Below are 13,524 nucleotides of genomic sequence, written 5' to 3'. Positions count from 1 at the left end.
CCACCAGTGCGAGGTCGACGAGTGTGGGTCCCCGGTACTACATCAATGGAGCGATCTGTGCCCGACAACATCAAGATTCCTGCTGACCTTCTGCCTGCTGATGGCCGCTTTGGAGCGGGACCATCAAAGGTGCGAAAGGAGCAGATTGATGCTCTCTCCGATGTGTGGAAGACCTATCTGGGCACCAGCCACCGCCAGAAGACAGTGAAATCACAGGTCGGGCGACTGCGCACCGGGCTTTCAGATCTGTTCAACCTGCCCGATGGCTACGAAGTGATCCTCGGCAACGGTGGGTCCACTGCTTTCTGGGATGCGGCAGCGTTCGGACTCATCCGCGATCGAGCACAGTTCCTGTCCTTCGGTGAGTTTGGTGCCAAGTTCGCCAGCGGCGTCAAGGACGCTCCATTCCTGGGCGAGCCCACTATCCGCACATCCGAGCCCGGAGATGCTCCAAGCTTTATCGCCGAGGCTGGCGTCGATGCGTACTGCTCACCTCACAATGAGACCTCAACTGGTGTGGCCGTAACACCCGTGCGCGTCAACGGCGCAGATGCCGATGCACTGGTCATCATCGATGCCACTTCAGCTGCCGGCGGTCTGATGGTTGACCCACTGCAGTTCGATACCTACTACTTCGCTCCACAGAAGAGCTTTGGCTCAGATGGCGGCTTGTGGTTCGCCCTGATGTCACCGGCAGCGCTGGCTCGCGTTGCTGAGATCAAGGCCACTGATCGCTGGATCGCGCCGTTCCTTGACCTGCAGACCGCAATCGACAATTCGGTTCAGGATCAGACATACAACACACCCGCGCTCGCAACAATCCTGATGATGGCCGAGCAGGTCGACTGGTTCAATGGCAATGGTGGATTGAGTTGGTGCGCGGCGCGCACCTCAGAGTCCACTGGCCTGCTGTACGACTGGGCGCAGGCCAATCCCCTGGCCACGCCTTTCGTGAAGGACCCTGCAAAGCGTTCGGGCGTCGTCGCAACGATCGACATCGACGATTCGGTTGATGCAACTCTGATCACCAAGGCCTTGCGCGCCAATGGCATTGTCGACACAGAGCCCTACCGCAAACTTGGTCGCAATCAGCTCCGCATTGGCGTGTTCCCATCAGTTGAACCCGATGACGTGCGAGCACTCATCAGCTGCATTGACTTTGTGATCTCAGAGCTTTCATGACAACAGTCCCTGCACGTCCCCGTCGCGATAAGCCAACGTGGATCTGCTACCTGCAGAACGGCTTCTTTGCTTGGTTCATCTATGCCTTTGGCGCAACTCAGGCTCTGCTGCGCGATGAGCAGGGCACGACTCGCTCAATCGCGGCGCTTCACGGCACTTTCCTTGCAACCGGCAGCCTGATCGGCTCACTGCTCGCGGGCAAGGCACTCATGCATTGGGGCCGTGGCACGGTCATGCGCGTTGGTGGCATCGGTGCCATTGCCGGCATCGTGGTGTACACCTCTCCCAGTGCCAGTTTCCCGGTCACCCTTGGCGGTGCCTTCCTTGCCGCTTTGTGTGGATCCTTCTTCGTTTCGGCTCTGAACGCCTTCGTCATGGACCATCAGGGAGATGCCGGCCCCAGCGCACTCCTTGAAATGAATGCGGCCGCCGCATTCCTGGGATTGCTGGCCCCACTTGCGATCGGTATCGCCACTGCCACTGTGCTTGGCTGGCGCGCCGGCATTTGGGTCACGGTTGTAGCGCTCGTCATCGTCGAGTTCGCTCGCGGCAGGAACCTTGCGCCATATCGAACAGCTGCCCGTGAGTTGGCGCACGAGCAACGAGACAAGATGCCGCGTGAGATCTACTGGAGCCTGGTGCTGTTCATGACCTTCGTGGCCACCGAATTCACTATGACCTTCTGGAGCGCAGATCTGCTTCGCGAGCGATGCGGCTTCGAGGCGGGAGCCGCTGCGGCCTCCATCAGCGCAATCACAGGCGGGATGCTGGTGGGCCGATTGATCGGTGCTCGCCTGGCAGAGCGACATGCAGCCGATTTCCTACTACGTGGTTCGGTTGTACTTTCACTCCTGGCATTCGTCCTTGCATGGAGTTTCACTTGGTGGCCCGCAGTGCTGCTCGGCCTTGTCATCGGGGGCATCGGCATCAGCGTGCAGACGCCTTTGGGCATCGCAAGGGCCATCCAGGTCTCCAATGGATTGACCGACCGCGCCTCTGCGCTTGCTCTGGTCTTTGCAAGCATTGCGGTGGCAACCGCGCCCATCGCCCTTGGCGTGATCGCGGACCACGTCGGCGTGCATCTTGCATTCCTGATGGTGCCGGTATTCCTGGGCATTGCATTGACGATCTTGCTTGTGCGCCCGGTCACTGCTCCCCAAGCCAGCGTGCATCAACCTGTCTGAGGGATCTCAACTCGCAGCAAACGCGCATCTCGCTCGCTTGCGATCAGCAGCGCCTTGCCGTCGGCCGTCCAGGTGATGGCCTCGCCTTGGAACTGTCCGGGCAGGTCAAAGGTCACTGGCTTGCGTCCAGGTGGCAATCCCGCATACACGGTTGCGTCAAAGTAGGTGCGCAAGACGTAGCGATCACCTTGGGGCGACACTGCACCATCGGTGATGAGACCGTCCTCAACGCTCACTGCGGTGGCCTTGCTCAGCTTGCCGGGAGGGTTGGGCAGTGAGTACAGGCTTCCATGGGCGAGTTGTTTCGTGACGATCCAGACCTGCAGACTTTTCGGATCGGCAAGCAGAGCTTCAGCATTGTGCGGCCGGTCAGGATACGTCACTCGCACGGTGCGTGAATTGAGTGTCTGGGACTTCAACGCGCGGGGTTCTGGAATCCTGAGGAGCTCTACGTACGGCCACGAGTCGAGATTGTCACCCAGGTCTCCAAGCCAGATGACAGCTCTCCCCTTTGCATCCGTGCCTGTAGCTATCGCTTCATAGTCTCGGGCCCGGCTGCCGGCAATCTTCAGTGTCGCCAGGGTCTTGCACGTGCGTTCATCGACGGCGTAGATGTAGGGCCCACCAGAAGAGTCGTTGTGTACGTAGAGCACACCGGGAAAGCTCTGTGAACGCGTCATCCCGCTGATTTCGGTGAAACGATCATCCGAAAAGTTGCACTGCACTTTCCAAGTGGGAGCGGCCTGACTTGTGGCATGAGTCAATCCAGCAATTCCCAGCGCCAGTAAAACGACGCCGGAGAGTAATCGCCTCATACACTCAAAAGTGCAGCCAGCACCACAGATCCGATCAATGAGGCAAGCACAACCAGCGTGATGATGCGCCGGGCACGAGGACTCATGAGAAGACCTTAAGTCCTTTCCGATTGCCAGCCAGTAGCGTGTCCACCAGACCAGCCACTAGGACCCGGAGTAGATGCATGAGTCGCTCAAGTGCGTACCGTCCAGAACATGATTCAGTGATTTCCGCGCGCACTGCGATTCGCCTGGGAACCATTGCATGGGTGCTGGCAGCAGTCATTGGCGTCCCGATCCTGCTTGCCCGTGACTCAGGCTTGGGCTGGTGGTTGATGACGTGCGCAATTGGCATCATCAGCGGGCTGGGCGGGCTGGTCTACCTTCGAGGCAAACTCCAAACCGCCTGATGCTACGAGTGTCCGAGGTCGCCTGACTCATCTGCTGGCGCCAAGTCGACATGCTCGACAGGTGCCTCGACGAGTACCTCTGAATGTGCCCCACAGCCGAAATTCAAACTGACGACCTTGCCGTCAGCAGCGCCAAGCTCATTGGCGCAGATTCCAAAAGCCTGACCGACAATTCCACCCATCACCAGCAGGTAGCCGCATGTCCCGCATTCCAATGCAGCGTTGCGAGCCATCGCAGCTTGAGGGCCGGTGTCGCCTTCAATCCAGCGCAGGGCAGCTTCGTCTCGGCCAACTGGCGAAAGGACGCGCGCGCGACCTAGTCCCAGTTCCCATTGACCGGGGGTCAGTGGGGCCAGCGATGCCACACCTTCAAGCTCGTCTTCACCTGTGAGCGCAGCAACCAGTCGTGGATCATCTGCAGGTGTTGGCAGGATGTCGCCGACACCGAGGTCTCCGGCTTGGACCCGCTCGCTCCAAGGCACCCACGCAGGCGCGACGAGCGCTTGCTCGCCAGGCATGAGCACCACGTCATTGACCGTGGCAACCTTTGCTCGAGCCGCGCGCACCAGCACGACGGCCCAGTTCCATCCGAGATATGCCGGGTTTGTGCAGACAAACAAGTGCGTGGCGATGCGCTCTGCATCCATCTTGGATCCGATGTACTCGCCTACAAAGGCTTCGCCAACCTCGGCGACCACAGCGTCACGCGCCATCTCATTAGCGCCGATCAGCACTGGATCAGCCTTGATCGCAGTAGACGTGTTGGTAGGGGTCACGATGGGATTCTCGCGTACCAGTGCCGGACACTGCAGGGCCGGGGGCACTTAGGCTGCTCTCTGATGTGGAATGTCGACCTCGGGGTCATCCTGACGACATTCCCGGTGATCTTCCTGGCCGAATTGCCAGACAAGACCTTTGTCGCTGCTCTGGTGCTCGCCACCCGATTCCGCCATCTGTGGGTCTGGCTTGGTGTCAGCGCGGCATTCTTCATTCAATGTCTCATCGCAGTTGTTGCCGGCGGGTTCATCGCGTTGTTGCCGATCGAACCAGTACTGGGTGCAACCTCCCTGCTCTTCGCTATCGGCTCAGTCATTCTTATCCGCGGTGGTTTGAAATCCCGCGCAGCCGAAGCCGCGGTCGAATCGGCGGAGGAGTCCGAGGTGCTCGCCAAGGTTGGAAACACCCCAAGCGACTCAGCGCGCCGCGCATTCATCACGAGCTTCCTTGTGCTGTTTGCAGCCGAGTGGGGTGACCTCACTCAGATCTTCACTGCAGCGCAGGCAGCCAAGACAGGACAGCCTCTTGCAGTGTTCATCGGCTCATGGTTGGCGCTGATCACGGTCGGCGGTCTGGCGGTGGTGCTAGGCCGATGGCTTCAGCAGCGCGTACCACTGTCGAAAGTGCGCATCGCATCAGGTTGTGTTCTGCTCGGGCTGGCCCTGTGGACGGCCTACGAGCTCGTGCAAGAACTCAGGGTCGGCTAGATGTCCAGGTCGTTCGCGACAGCACGAAGCACTGCAGCCGTCTTCTGAGCAACAGCATCAGCAGGGTACTTTCCGCGCTGAAGCTGCGTGGCAACACCATCGAGCATCTTGATGACATCTTCGACGATGCCCGCGAGGTCTCCGGCTGGCTTGCGACTGCCTTTGACGACTGACGGCACCGGACCAATCAAGGTCACTGACAGCGCCTGCTTGCCGCGGCGGCCATCGACGATGCCGAACTCAACCTTGGTGCCCTGCTTCAGGGCCGTCACGCCTTCGGGCAGAGTCGACACGTGCACGAAGACATCCTCGCCGTCATCGGATGCGATGAAGCCGAAGCCCTTCTCAGTGTCGTACCACTTCACGGTTCCCGTAGGCATCCGCAAAGCCTACTCAGCACGCGGCCCAGCAGCGCTTACGGGTGAATTACTGACCCACGACGAGGTCGAGTTGCGTCAACACGGCGAGTTCGAGCTGATCCAGACTGCCGACGCCCGGAATTGGCACGTCGACATCCTTGAAGACCGCCGTACCGGTGACCCCGAGCACCAGCGACTGCTCGGTGCTGGCGAGTTCACGCAAATCAAGGACGAGATCCACCGCCACCTGGCCCGCCCTGGCCACCCCCGTCAGTTCCACAGGGTCAGCGGCAAGTTCACCCGTGCCGGCGAAGAAGAGCTGGTGCGCTCCATAGCTGACGAGAAATCCCCGAAGCGCCGCATCCAACAGGAAGTTGCCAGCACTCACCTGATCGATGCGCACGCCCAAGGAGAGTGTCAGATCCTCGGCGATCACCACGTCTGCGGAGTCGATCGGCGCCTTCAGGGTGAATGGCCGGCCCTTGACCTCGGCCTGCAGAGTCAGGACCGGATGGATCTGACCAAGGATCCAAGATCCCGCGGGGAGTGCCATGTGGTGACCCTATGCAGCGCCAGGGCAAAGCAAAGGACGGCACCCCCGAAGGGATGCCGTCCAAGTGCGAGTTGGACTAGAAGTCCATGCCACCCATGTCGCCGCCACCTGGCATTGCCGGTGCTGACTTCTCGGGCTTGTCGGCCACGACGACCTCCGTGGTCAGGAACAGACCGGCGATCGACGCTGCATTCTGCAGGGCCGAACGAGTCACCTTGGCTGGGTCGATGATGCCCATGGCGATCATGTCGACGTACTCACCAGTTGAGGCGTCCAGACCGTGGCCCGGAGTGAGTTCGCGAACCTTCTCGGCCACGACTCCACCTTCAAGGCCAGCGTTCTCAGCGATCTGCTTCAGCGGTGCGCTGATGGCCACGCGAACGATGTTCGAGCCGACCAGCTGCTCGCCGGTGAGGCCGAGTGCTTCGATCTTGCTGGCTGCTGAGGCAAGTGCCTGGATGAGCGCGACGCCGCCGCCGGGGACGATGCCCTCTTCAACTGCGGCCTTGGCGTTGCGCACTGCATCTTCGATGCGGTGCTTGCGCTCCTTGAGCTCAACTTCAGTCGCGGCGCCAACCTTGATGACTGCAACGCCGCCGGCCAGCTTGGCCAGACGCTCCTGCAGCTTCTCACGGTCGTAGTCTGAATCTGAGCCTTCGATCTCGGTGCGAATCTGGTTGACGCGACCATTGATCTGGTCCACGTCGCCGGCACCTTCAACGATTGTGGTCTCATCCTTGCTGACCTGCACCTTGCGAGCGCGGCCCAGCAGATCAAGTGTGGCGTTCTCAAGCTTCAGGCCAACCTCTTCTGAGATGACCTGACCGCCGGTGAGAATCGCAATGTCCTGCAGCATGGCCTTGCGACGATCGCCAAAGCCTGGGGCCTTGATGGCAACCGAGCGGAAGGTGCCACGGATCTTGTTCACCACCAGGGTCGACAGCGCCTCGCCATCAACATCTTCAGCGATGATGACCAGCGCCTTGCCCGACTGCATGACCTTCTCAAGCAGTGGCAGCAGATCCTTCACAGAAGAGATCTTGGAGTTCATGATGAGGATGTAGGGATCTTCGAGCTCGGCTTCCATGCGCTCTGGATCCGTCATGAAGTACGCGGAGATGTAACCCTTGTCGAAGCGCATGCCCTCGGTGAGCTCGAGCTCAAGTCCGAAGGTATTGCTCTCTTCAACAGTGATGACGCCTTCCTTGCCGACCTTGTCCATGGCCTCAGCAATGAGATTGCCAACCTCAGCATCGCCACCGGCGGAGATTGCTGCGGTGGAAGCGATCTGCTCCTTGGTCTCAACATCCTTGGCCATCAGCAGCAACTCGTCGCAGATCACTGCGACGGTCTTGTCGATGCCACGCTTGAGGCCCATGGGGTTGGATCCGGCTGCGACGTTGCGCAGGCCTTCACGAACAAGTGCCTGTGCAAGCACAGTTGCGGTGGTGGTGCCGTCGCCAGCGACGTCGTCAGTCTTCTTGGCGACCTCCTTGACGAGCTCGGCGCCGATCTTCTCGTAGGGATCCTCGAGATCGATCTCCTTGGCGATGGATACACCGTCGTTCGTGATCGTGGGGGCTCCCCACTTCTTCTCCAAAACTACGTTGCGACCCTTAGGGCCGAGCGTGACCTTGACTGCGTCTGCGAGCACGTTCATGCCGCGCTCAAGCGAGCGACGCGCCTCTTCATCAAATGCGATGATCTTTGCCATTGACCTGTTCCTCCAGGAACGTCCGTGCGGAAGTTGTCACTCTCAGGTGTCGAGTGCTAAGTCATTTTTAGCACTCTGCCTAGGAGAGTGCAAATGGAATCTGTGGCCCAAGCCCCCCGCCGACCGGGCTCTAGGAGCGTGCGGCGATGGCCGCAACCACCTTCGCCTGAGCGTCCGTGAAGGCAGGAACAGGTGCTGTGGCAGCGCCGCCCTTCGTCGTCACCTGCCACGCCGTGCCCAGTGGCCCCCACACATCCTGCATCTGCGGCACATTTGGAATAGCTACCCCCGAGGTGCCAGCCGAGCCGAAGGCTCGCAATCGCAGATCAGTGATACCCGAGGCGGCCTTGCGGTTGGCAGGCATCCGTCGGGCTGCGGTGGCAAATGCCGCCTGCACGCCGGCCCGGGCAATGCCCTCGGTCAGGAATCGGTCGGCCTCCTTGCGCATCTGGTGGCCTTGAGCGAAGACGGTGACCATGAAGCCCTTCATGCCCAGCAGTGGCGACGTGGCCTTGGTCTGCACCATGCTCGGAACTGCGGTGATGCGGTAGCCAAAGGGAAGCGCGACCACTGAGTTCAGATCCCATGGACCAGTGATCCAAAACGGCGCCTTGCCCGCGGCGAAGACATCCTTGGCCGCCGCGGTGGTCATCGACGAGTCGATCACGCGATCGGCATTCCACTGCTTGATCTGGCCAGAGTTCCCCAAGAATGTCGGATTGGCGACGCCGACGTCGCTTGGATTCACGTTGCCTTTTGCATCAACACCAAGTGCGTATCCACCGAGCCCGCTGAAGAAGGGGTACATGTTGTAGGCATTGCCGGCATCACCTTGCCCCACAGCCACACCCGCGGTTGCCTTGCCAGTGGCAAGCAAGCGCTTGGCAACTGCGGTGAGCTTGGCAAAGGTCTTTGGCTGCTTGGGTACCAGCGCAGTATTGGTCACCATCGCCAGATTCTCGAATTGAATTGGGATGCCATAGGTGCGCGAGTTGTAGCGGAAACCGTTGAGAACATTGGCCGGAAACAGGCTCGCCACGGCCTTGCCAGGAGTCAATCGCCGCACCAGTTTTGCCTGCACGAGAGCGCCCGTTGAGGTGTGCTCCGCAGCGATGACGTCCGGGCCATCTTCAGGCTTGACCGACTTCAGCTGCTCCTCGATCGCGGCCAGGCTTTCCTTGACAACCACGTTGAGCTTGGTGCCTTTGAAACCGTCAGGGAATTGAGCCTTGATCACGTCTGCGCGAAGTTGATCAGCCCAGATCACCAGCTGACCGTCAGCAGCGCTCGAGGGCGCCATCGGCAATGCGACGAGCAACCCGAACACGAAGGTGCCTGCCAGTGCAGCAGTGGTCAGACGGCGCATGGCTGTACTCGCGGTCAGCGAGATTCAAGCTCCATGCCAAGCCGGCGCGCAGAGCGGGCCTTCTGGCGAGATGAGCGCATGCGTCGCAGCCTCTTCACGAGCATGGGATCAAGCTCAAGAGCGGCTGGCAGGTCGATCAGACCATTGAGCAGTTGGTAATAGCGCGTGGCGCTCATATCGAAGAGTTCTCGGATTGCCTGCTCCTTTGCGCCGGCGAACTTCCACCATTGGCGCTCAAATTCAAGGATGGCGCGGTCACGATCAGTCAGCTCGTGGACCACAGGCTGACCATAAGCCTGACGAGCTGTATCCATGCCGAGTCCCTTCGATTACGAGCAGTGCCACCATCGTAGATGGTAAATCCCATGGATGTCATTTAGGGCACGCAAGCTCCATCAAAGGGGGTTGTTGCGTACAAATTGAGGTCTGATGGCAGTCATCCACCTAGGCGGGAGGCGCTGTGGTGGGTGTGCCACGATCTCGGATCCGGATCAGCACCCAGCTGAAGGCATAGCCCAGCCCGTTTGTTCCCCAATGCAGACCCATTGGTGCAAGCACACTGCCTGACACGAGTCTCAAGGCGATGAAGATCACTGCAGAGACCCCTGTGCTCAGCACGCTGAACACGACTGCAAGCACATTGCCGCGACGCCCTTCGCCAACGACGGAGCCAAGTGCTGGGTTCTGTTCGTGCGTTCCTATCGAAGGCAGAATGTGCCACAGGCCAAAGGCGATGCACGACAGTACGACTGCCCAAATCAGACCAAACCTTCGTGCCAGCATTGCAAAGAGAACCGAGCGGAACGCAATTTCTTCCAGCAGAACCGTGCCAAGAGGTACTTGAACAAGGGCCTGAAACAGCACGCCTGTTGCACTGAGATCCGACATGCGTTCGTCGTGAAATGCAGTGCGTGTGCGTCGGATCAAGGAACCAATGAAGTAAATCAAGGCAATCACCAGAATGCACAGGCCACCCCAGAAGAAGCCACTCAAGAGATAGTTGCGGCCAAGCCCCATGTCAGTCCACGAACAACCGTCAAGCAGCCCGATCGCAATCAGCACCACCGAACAGCCGAATGCCCAAAGCAGATAGTGCGTTTGCGGGGCAACCCGGTTGTTGATGATGTTGAGCACCACCAGCAAGGCCAGTACGACAATCAAAGGCCAAACAGCCAAGCCTGGAACTTGTTCAGGCACGACCCAATTGATCATGAACGCTCCAGTTGATGCACGCGGTTCTCCCGCTCACCGGAGTCTAGATTCCGCGAGTCTTGCGCTGCGCCGTAGGAGCAGCGCTGCGCTTGCTCGAGGTACCTGACTTGTGCGGGCGTCCTGTGCTTGCAACTGGGCGCGAAGAGTGACGAGGCTTATCAGCGCGGCGATCCGTGCGAGGCGCAGCCGCCTGCTTGGGTCGATCATCACGGTAACGATCCGTGCGAGGCGCAGCCGCCTGCTTGGGACGATCGTCACGGTAACGATCCGTGCGAGGCGCAGCCGCCTGCTTGGGACGATCGTCACGGTAACGATCGGTACGAGGCGCACGATCATCACGAGCCGGACGATCATCACGGTAACGATCGGTACGAGGCGCACGATCATCACGAGCCGGACGATCATCACGGTAACGATCGGTACGAGGCGCACGATCATCACGAGCCGGACGATCATCGAAGCGACGTGGCTTGTCACCGTAACGTGGCTTGTCGGAGCGACCACCCTGAGAACCCCAGCGTGATCCCGACTTTGAGCGAGCAGGTGCTTCGCGTGGTGGGAACCAAGGAGTGCCTGATGGCTCGCGGGCTCCGGTGATCTCAACCAAATGTGCATCGAGCGGACGGACACGCTTCACGACCGGATCCACACCTGCGCGGCTGGTCAGCGAGGAGATGGTGCGCTGCTGCTTTGGTGCGGCCAAGGTCACAACTGTGCCCGACTCCCCTGCGCGAGCCGTGCGGCCAGCGCGGTGCAGGTAGTCCTTTGGGTCGCGGGGTGCGTCCACGTGGACAACCAATGAGATGCCATCAACGTGAATGCCTCGCGCAGCAACGTCGGTTGCTACAAGTGCGGGAGTTACACCATTGCGGAAGGCTTCCAGGGTGCGCGTACGAACGGCTTGAGTCTTGCCACCGTGCAATGCGCCAGTTGCGATGCCCTGAGATGTCATATGTGCAGCGAGTCGATCGACACCAGCCTGAGTGCGCACGAAGAAGATCGTGCGTCCTTCGCGGGCACCGATCTGGGCAGCGATCAGTTCCTTGTCCATCGGGTGGACGAGCATGACGTGGTGATCCATGGTCTCAACAGATGCTGACGCTGGAGCCAGTGAATGTGTCACCGGATTGTTCATGTAGGCCTTGCGAATGACATCAACGTCGCCATCAAGGGTTGCGCTGAACAGCAGGCGCTGACTTCCTGGCTTGGTGAGGTCAAGGATCTCGCGGACGATCGGCATGAAGCCCATGTCCGACATCTGGTCGGCCTCATCGAGCACGGTGATTTCAACGCAGCTGAGATCAACGGATCCGCGCTCGGCAAGATCCATCAAGCGACCTGGCGTTGCGATCAGCATGTGCACGCCGCGATCAAGGGCTTCGAGCTGCTTGTTGTACGGCATACCGCCAGCAATGAGGCGCTGACGCAATCCGCCTGCTTCAGCGATTGGGCGCAGGGTGTCGCTGACCTGCATCGCGAGCTCACGAGTGGGCACCAGGATCAAGCTCAGTGGCTGACGCGGCTTGGCGGTGGTGCCGATCAGGCGGGTGAGCGCGGCAAGACCAAAGGCCAAGGTCTTGCCTGAGCCGGTCTGGGCGCGAGCAAGTACGTCGCGACGGGCGATGGCGTCAGGGATCGTGGCGATCTGGATTGCGAAGGGCTCAAGAATCCCCTGACGACCAAGGGCCTCCGCAAACTGCGGGGCTACACCAAGATCGGTGAACGAGGGGCTTTCGGACAAGGATGAAGACGGCACAGCAACACAACTCTCATTCGAGACGAATTCGCGTGTCTCGAATGGCGACAGCTGGTCGCGTAGGTATCAAGACTCGCACGTGAGCTAAAGAGCTCCCAGTCATCGGCTGATGACCCCGTTACGGTACGGGACTTCGTGCATTTCGCGAAATCGCCTCACAAAAAGGTGAATCCCCCACCAGCCGCTGCAGCCGGTGGGGGATTCGTTGAAGCTGTTTACTGCTCGGCTGCCATGAGCTCGATCTTGACGAAGCCATTGCCGGTGCCCTTGCCAACGGTGACCTTCTGAGGTGCAGTCTTGCCAACGGTGACACTGGCAACCTTCGATGCGTCAACCTTCACGACGCCACTCAGGGTGCAGGTGAAGAAGCCGGCAAAGTCGCCGCCAACGTAGCTGAGGCTGACCTTGGTGATCTTGCCAACACCGACAGGCTTGCCGGCCTTGTCCTTGAGCACGATCGGGGTCTTGAGGGTGGCGCCTGCTGCGGGGCCATCTTCGGTGACGCAAGCGGTCTTTGATGCAGGAATTCCGTCACTGGCGAGCAGTGAGGAGTCGACGAGCTTCACCTGGACGGTGACGTTCGATGTTGCAGCCTGAGCAGGTGCGGCAATAAGGGCCGTGCCTGCGATCAGTCCGGCTGCGGTGATGCCGAGAACACTCTTCTTCATGATTCCTCCGGTTGTTGGCATGCGACGAGGGAGCCGCTAGCCGTTGTACTTACGCCTTGTCGCGCGAATATATACACGATACCGATCAGGTGGGAAGTGTTCATAGACAAATTCCCGGAATATGCCAAATCGTGATCTTCTCAGCCAGACCGCGAAATCCTGTGTGAAGCCGCCCATCCTTGCCCTCTGCGGCTAGGGGCGGAGTGGGGGCAATATCGGCCGCGAATGCGCCTCCTACACTTGACGCCGCGCCTCTGTACCGCAGGAGTCGCGCCCCTGTAGCTCAGTGGTAGAGCAACCGCCTTGTAAGCGGTAGGTCGTCAGTTCAATCCTGACCGGGGGCCCCATTGCACTGTTCCTGCTGCTCAGGTCAGGCACGCAGCTGTGAACAAGACCTCCGGCACCTGAGCATCACTTGGATATGCGACTGGCTCTGTGTTGAAGTTGATCGTCCCGCAGACATCAGCAGCCTGTTTCGGGATCCAGAACTGGCCCTCCTGCTCGAAAATGTACGAGGTCGGAGCACCCTGCTGGCCATCGCCGATCAGTGCGTTGACTGTCGCCCAGCCATCGGCACACATCAAGTCACTGAAGTCCATCAATTGGGTGTCGCTATTGAGTTCGGCTCGCAGGGTGGGCTCGATTGCTGCCTGAGTGCATTCGGTCATTCCGCCAATAACTGAGCTTGAGGGCGAGGGACTGGTCGTGGCGTCGGCGCTTGTCTGGCTACTGGAACAACCCGCCAGACCAAGGCCGAGGATCAGACCGGTGCCTGAGACGAGTGCTGCGAACTTCAGATGCATCGGATTCCTTCGCTCGATTGCCGAGGACACGGCCAGTGG

General features: G+C 59.9%; 15 protein-coding genes and 1 tRNA gene. 5 read left to right on the top strand and 11 right to left on the bottom strand.

The genetic code is table 11. The annotated features are described in order from the left end of the window. The first annotated feature begins 45 nt into the window (after positions 1 to 45). Complete coding sequence (serC, locus tag Q8M73_00610; protein MDP2287056.1) at positions 46 to 1,182, top strand: phosphoserine transaminase; 1,137 nt, start codon at positions 46 to 48, stop codon at positions 1,180 to 1,182. Next, positions 1,179 to 2,366: an MFS transporter gene (locus Q8M73_00605; GenBank protein MDP2287055.1), complete on the top strand. Its 1,188-nt coding sequence runs from the start codon at positions 1,179 to 1,181 to the stop codon at positions 2,364 to 2,366. The genes serC and Q8M73_00605 overlap by 4 nt, the downstream gene beginning before the upstream one ends. Here the strand turns inward: Q8M73_00605 and Q8M73_00600 are convergent. Further along, positions 2,354 to 3,046, bottom strand: a complete 693-nt coding sequence (locus tag Q8M73_00600) for a hypothetical protein (protein MDP2287054.1) — start codon at positions 3,044 to 3,046, stop codon at positions 2,354 to 2,356. The genes Q8M73_00605 and Q8M73_00600 overlap by 13 nt on opposite strands. A gap of 299 nt (positions 3,047 to 3,345) precedes the next feature. On the opposite strand from Q8M73_00600, the gene Q8M73_00595 reads away from it, so the two are divergent. Further along, positions 3,346 to 3,570 carry a hypothetical protein gene (locus tag Q8M73_00595; protein MDP2287053.1) on the top strand — a complete coding sequence of 75 codons (225 nt, stop codon included), beginning with the start codon at positions 3,346 to 3,348 and terminating at the stop codon, positions 3,568 to 3,570. A gap of 2 nt (positions 3,571 to 3,572) precedes the next feature. Here Q8M73_00595 and Q8M73_00590 read toward each other — a convergent pair whose 3' ends face one another. Beyond that, positions 3,573 to 4,346 (bottom strand): DUF3027 domain-containing protein, encoded by a 774-nt coding sequence (locus tag Q8M73_00590; protein MDP2287052.1) that lies wholly within the window; start codon positions 4,344 to 4,346, stop codon positions 3,573 to 3,575. A gap of 63 nt (positions 4,347 to 4,409) precedes the next feature. Here Q8M73_00590 and Q8M73_00585 point away from each other — a divergent pair, with 63 nt between their 5' ends. After that, positions 4,410 to 5,054, top strand: a complete 645-nt coding sequence (locus tag Q8M73_00585; GenBank protein MDP2287051.1) for a TMEM165/GDT1 family protein — start codon at positions 4,410 to 4,412, stop codon at positions 5,052 to 5,054. Here the strand turns inward: Q8M73_00585 and Q8M73_00580 are convergent. From Q8M73_00580 to Q8M73_00545, 8 genes are all read right to left on the bottom strand, one after another. Next, positions 5,051 to 5,434 carry a cold-shock protein gene (locus Q8M73_00580; GenBank protein ID MDP2287050.1) on the bottom strand — a complete coding sequence of 128 codons (384 nt, stop codon included), beginning with the start codon at positions 5,432 to 5,434 and terminating at the stop codon, positions 5,051 to 5,053. The two genes, Q8M73_00585 and Q8M73_00580, sit on opposite strands and share 4 nt — an antisense overlap. A 46-nt stretch (positions 5,435 to 5,480) precedes the next feature. Beyond that, positions 5,481 to 5,966, bottom strand: coding sequence for a hypothetical protein (locus Q8M73_00575; GenBank protein MDP2287049.1), 486 nt, complete (start codon positions 5,964 to 5,966; stop codon positions 5,481 to 5,483). Between the two features lie 76 nt (positions 5,967 to 6,042). Further along, on the bottom strand, positions 6,043 to 7,680 hold the full coding sequence (gene groL / locus Q8M73_00570; protein ID MDP2287048.1) for a chaperonin GroEL: 1,638 nt from the start codon (positions 7,678 to 7,680) through the stop codon (positions 6,043 to 6,045). Between the two features lie 130 nt (positions 7,681 to 7,810). Continuing rightward, positions 7,811 to 9,046, bottom strand: a complete 1,236-nt coding sequence (locus Q8M73_00565; protein MDP2287047.1) for an extracellular solute-binding protein — start codon at positions 9,044 to 9,046, stop codon at positions 7,811 to 7,813. A 14-nt stretch (positions 9,047 to 9,060) separates the two neighbouring features. Next, positions 9,061 to 9,360, bottom strand: a complete 300-nt coding sequence (locus Q8M73_00560) for a DUF3263 domain-containing protein (GenBank protein ID MDP2287046.1) — start codon at positions 9,358 to 9,360, stop codon at positions 9,061 to 9,063. A 130-nt stretch (positions 9,361 to 9,490) separates the two neighbouring features. Next, positions 9,491 to 10,258, bottom strand: coding sequence for a CPBP family intramembrane metalloprotease (locus Q8M73_00555; GenBank protein MDP2287045.1), 768 nt, complete (start codon positions 10,256 to 10,258; stop codon positions 9,491 to 9,493). A gap of 43 nt (positions 10,259 to 10,301) precedes the next feature. After that, the gene (locus Q8M73_00550) at positions 10,302 to 11,999 is read right to left on the bottom strand and encodes a DEAD/DEAH box helicase (GenBank protein ID MDP2287044.1); all 1,698 of its coding nucleotides are present in this window, start codon (positions 11,997 to 11,999) and stop codon (positions 10,302 to 10,304) included. A 230-nt stretch (positions 12,000 to 12,229) separates the two neighbouring features. Then, entirely contained in the window at positions 12,230 to 12,682 is a 453-nt protein-coding gene (locus tag Q8M73_00545; protein ID MDP2287043.1) for a hypothetical protein, read from the bottom strand. A 272-nt stretch (positions 12,683 to 12,954) separates the two neighbouring features. Between Q8M73_00545 and Q8M73_00540 the strand changes: the two genes are divergently transcribed. Then, positions 12,955 to 13,029, top strand: a tRNA-Thr gene (locus Q8M73_00540). An 18-nt stretch (positions 13,030 to 13,047) separates the two neighbouring features. On the opposite strand, the gene Q8M73_00535 is transcribed toward Q8M73_00540, so the two are convergent. Continuing rightward, positions 13,048 to 13,485: a hypothetical protein gene (locus Q8M73_00535; GenBank protein ID MDP2287042.1), complete on the bottom strand. Its 438-nt coding sequence runs from the start codon at positions 13,483 to 13,485 to the stop codon at positions 13,048 to 13,050. Positions 13,486 to 13,524 lie beyond the last annotated feature (39 nt).

The sequence above is a fragment of the Actinomycetota bacterium genome, from assembly GCA_030684515.1.
GTDB lineage: Bacteria > Actinomycetota > Actinomycetes > S36-B12 > S36-B12 > UBA11398.
This window is presented reverse-complemented; position numbering and strand designations above follow the sequence as displayed.

Excerpts from the sequence above, each read along its gene's own strand:
- Q8M73_00560 (MDP2287046.1), bottom strand. The coding sequence starts at position 9,360 with ATGGATACAGCTCGTCAGGCTTATGGTCAGCCTGTGGTCCACGAGCTG.
- Q8M73_00535 (MDP2287042.1), bottom strand. The coding sequence starts at position 13,485 with ATGCATCTGAAGTTCGCAGCACTCGTCTCAGGCACCGGTCTGATCCTC.
- Q8M73_00605 (MDP2287055.1), top strand. The coding sequence starts at position 1,179 with ATGACAACAGTCCCTGCACGTCCCCGTCGCGATAAGCCAACGTGGATC.
- groL (MDP2287048.1), bottom strand. The coding sequence starts at position 7,680 with ATGGCAAAGATCATCGCATTTGATGAAGAGGCGCGTCGCTCGCTTGAG.
- Q8M73_00595 (MDP2287053.1), top strand. The coding sequence starts at position 3,346 with ATGAGTCGCTCAAGTGCGTACCGTCCAGAACATGATTCAGTGATTTCC.
- Q8M73_00555 (MDP2287045.1), bottom strand. The coding sequence starts at position 10,258 with ATGATCAATTGGGTCGTGCCTGAACAAGTTCCAGGCTTGGCTGTTTGG.
- Q8M73_00600 (MDP2287054.1), bottom strand. The coding sequence starts at position 3,046 with ATGACGCGTTCACAGAGCTTTCCCGGTGTGCTCTACGTACACAACGAC.
- Q8M73_00545 (MDP2287043.1), bottom strand. The coding sequence starts at position 12,682 with ATGAAGAAGAGTGTTCTCGGCATCACCGCAGCCGGACTGATCGCAGGC.
- Q8M73_00585 (MDP2287051.1), top strand. The coding sequence starts at position 4,410 with ATGTGGAATGTCGACCTCGGGGTCATCCTGACGACATTCCCGGTGATC.
- Q8M73_00565 (MDP2287047.1), bottom strand. The coding sequence starts at position 9,046 with ATGCGCCGTCTGACCACTGCTGCACTGGCAGGCACCTTCGTGTTCGGG.
- Q8M73_00580 (MDP2287050.1), bottom strand. The coding sequence starts at position 5,434 with ATGCCTACGGGAACCGTGAAGTGGTACGACACTGAGAAGGGCTTCGGC.
- serC (MDP2287056.1), top strand. The coding sequence starts at position 46 with ATGGAGCGATCTGTGCCCGACAACATCAAGATTCCTGCTGACCTTCTG.
- Q8M73_00575 (MDP2287049.1), bottom strand. The coding sequence starts at position 5,966 with ATGGCACTCCCCGCGGGATCTTGGATCCTTGGTCAGATCCATCCGGTC.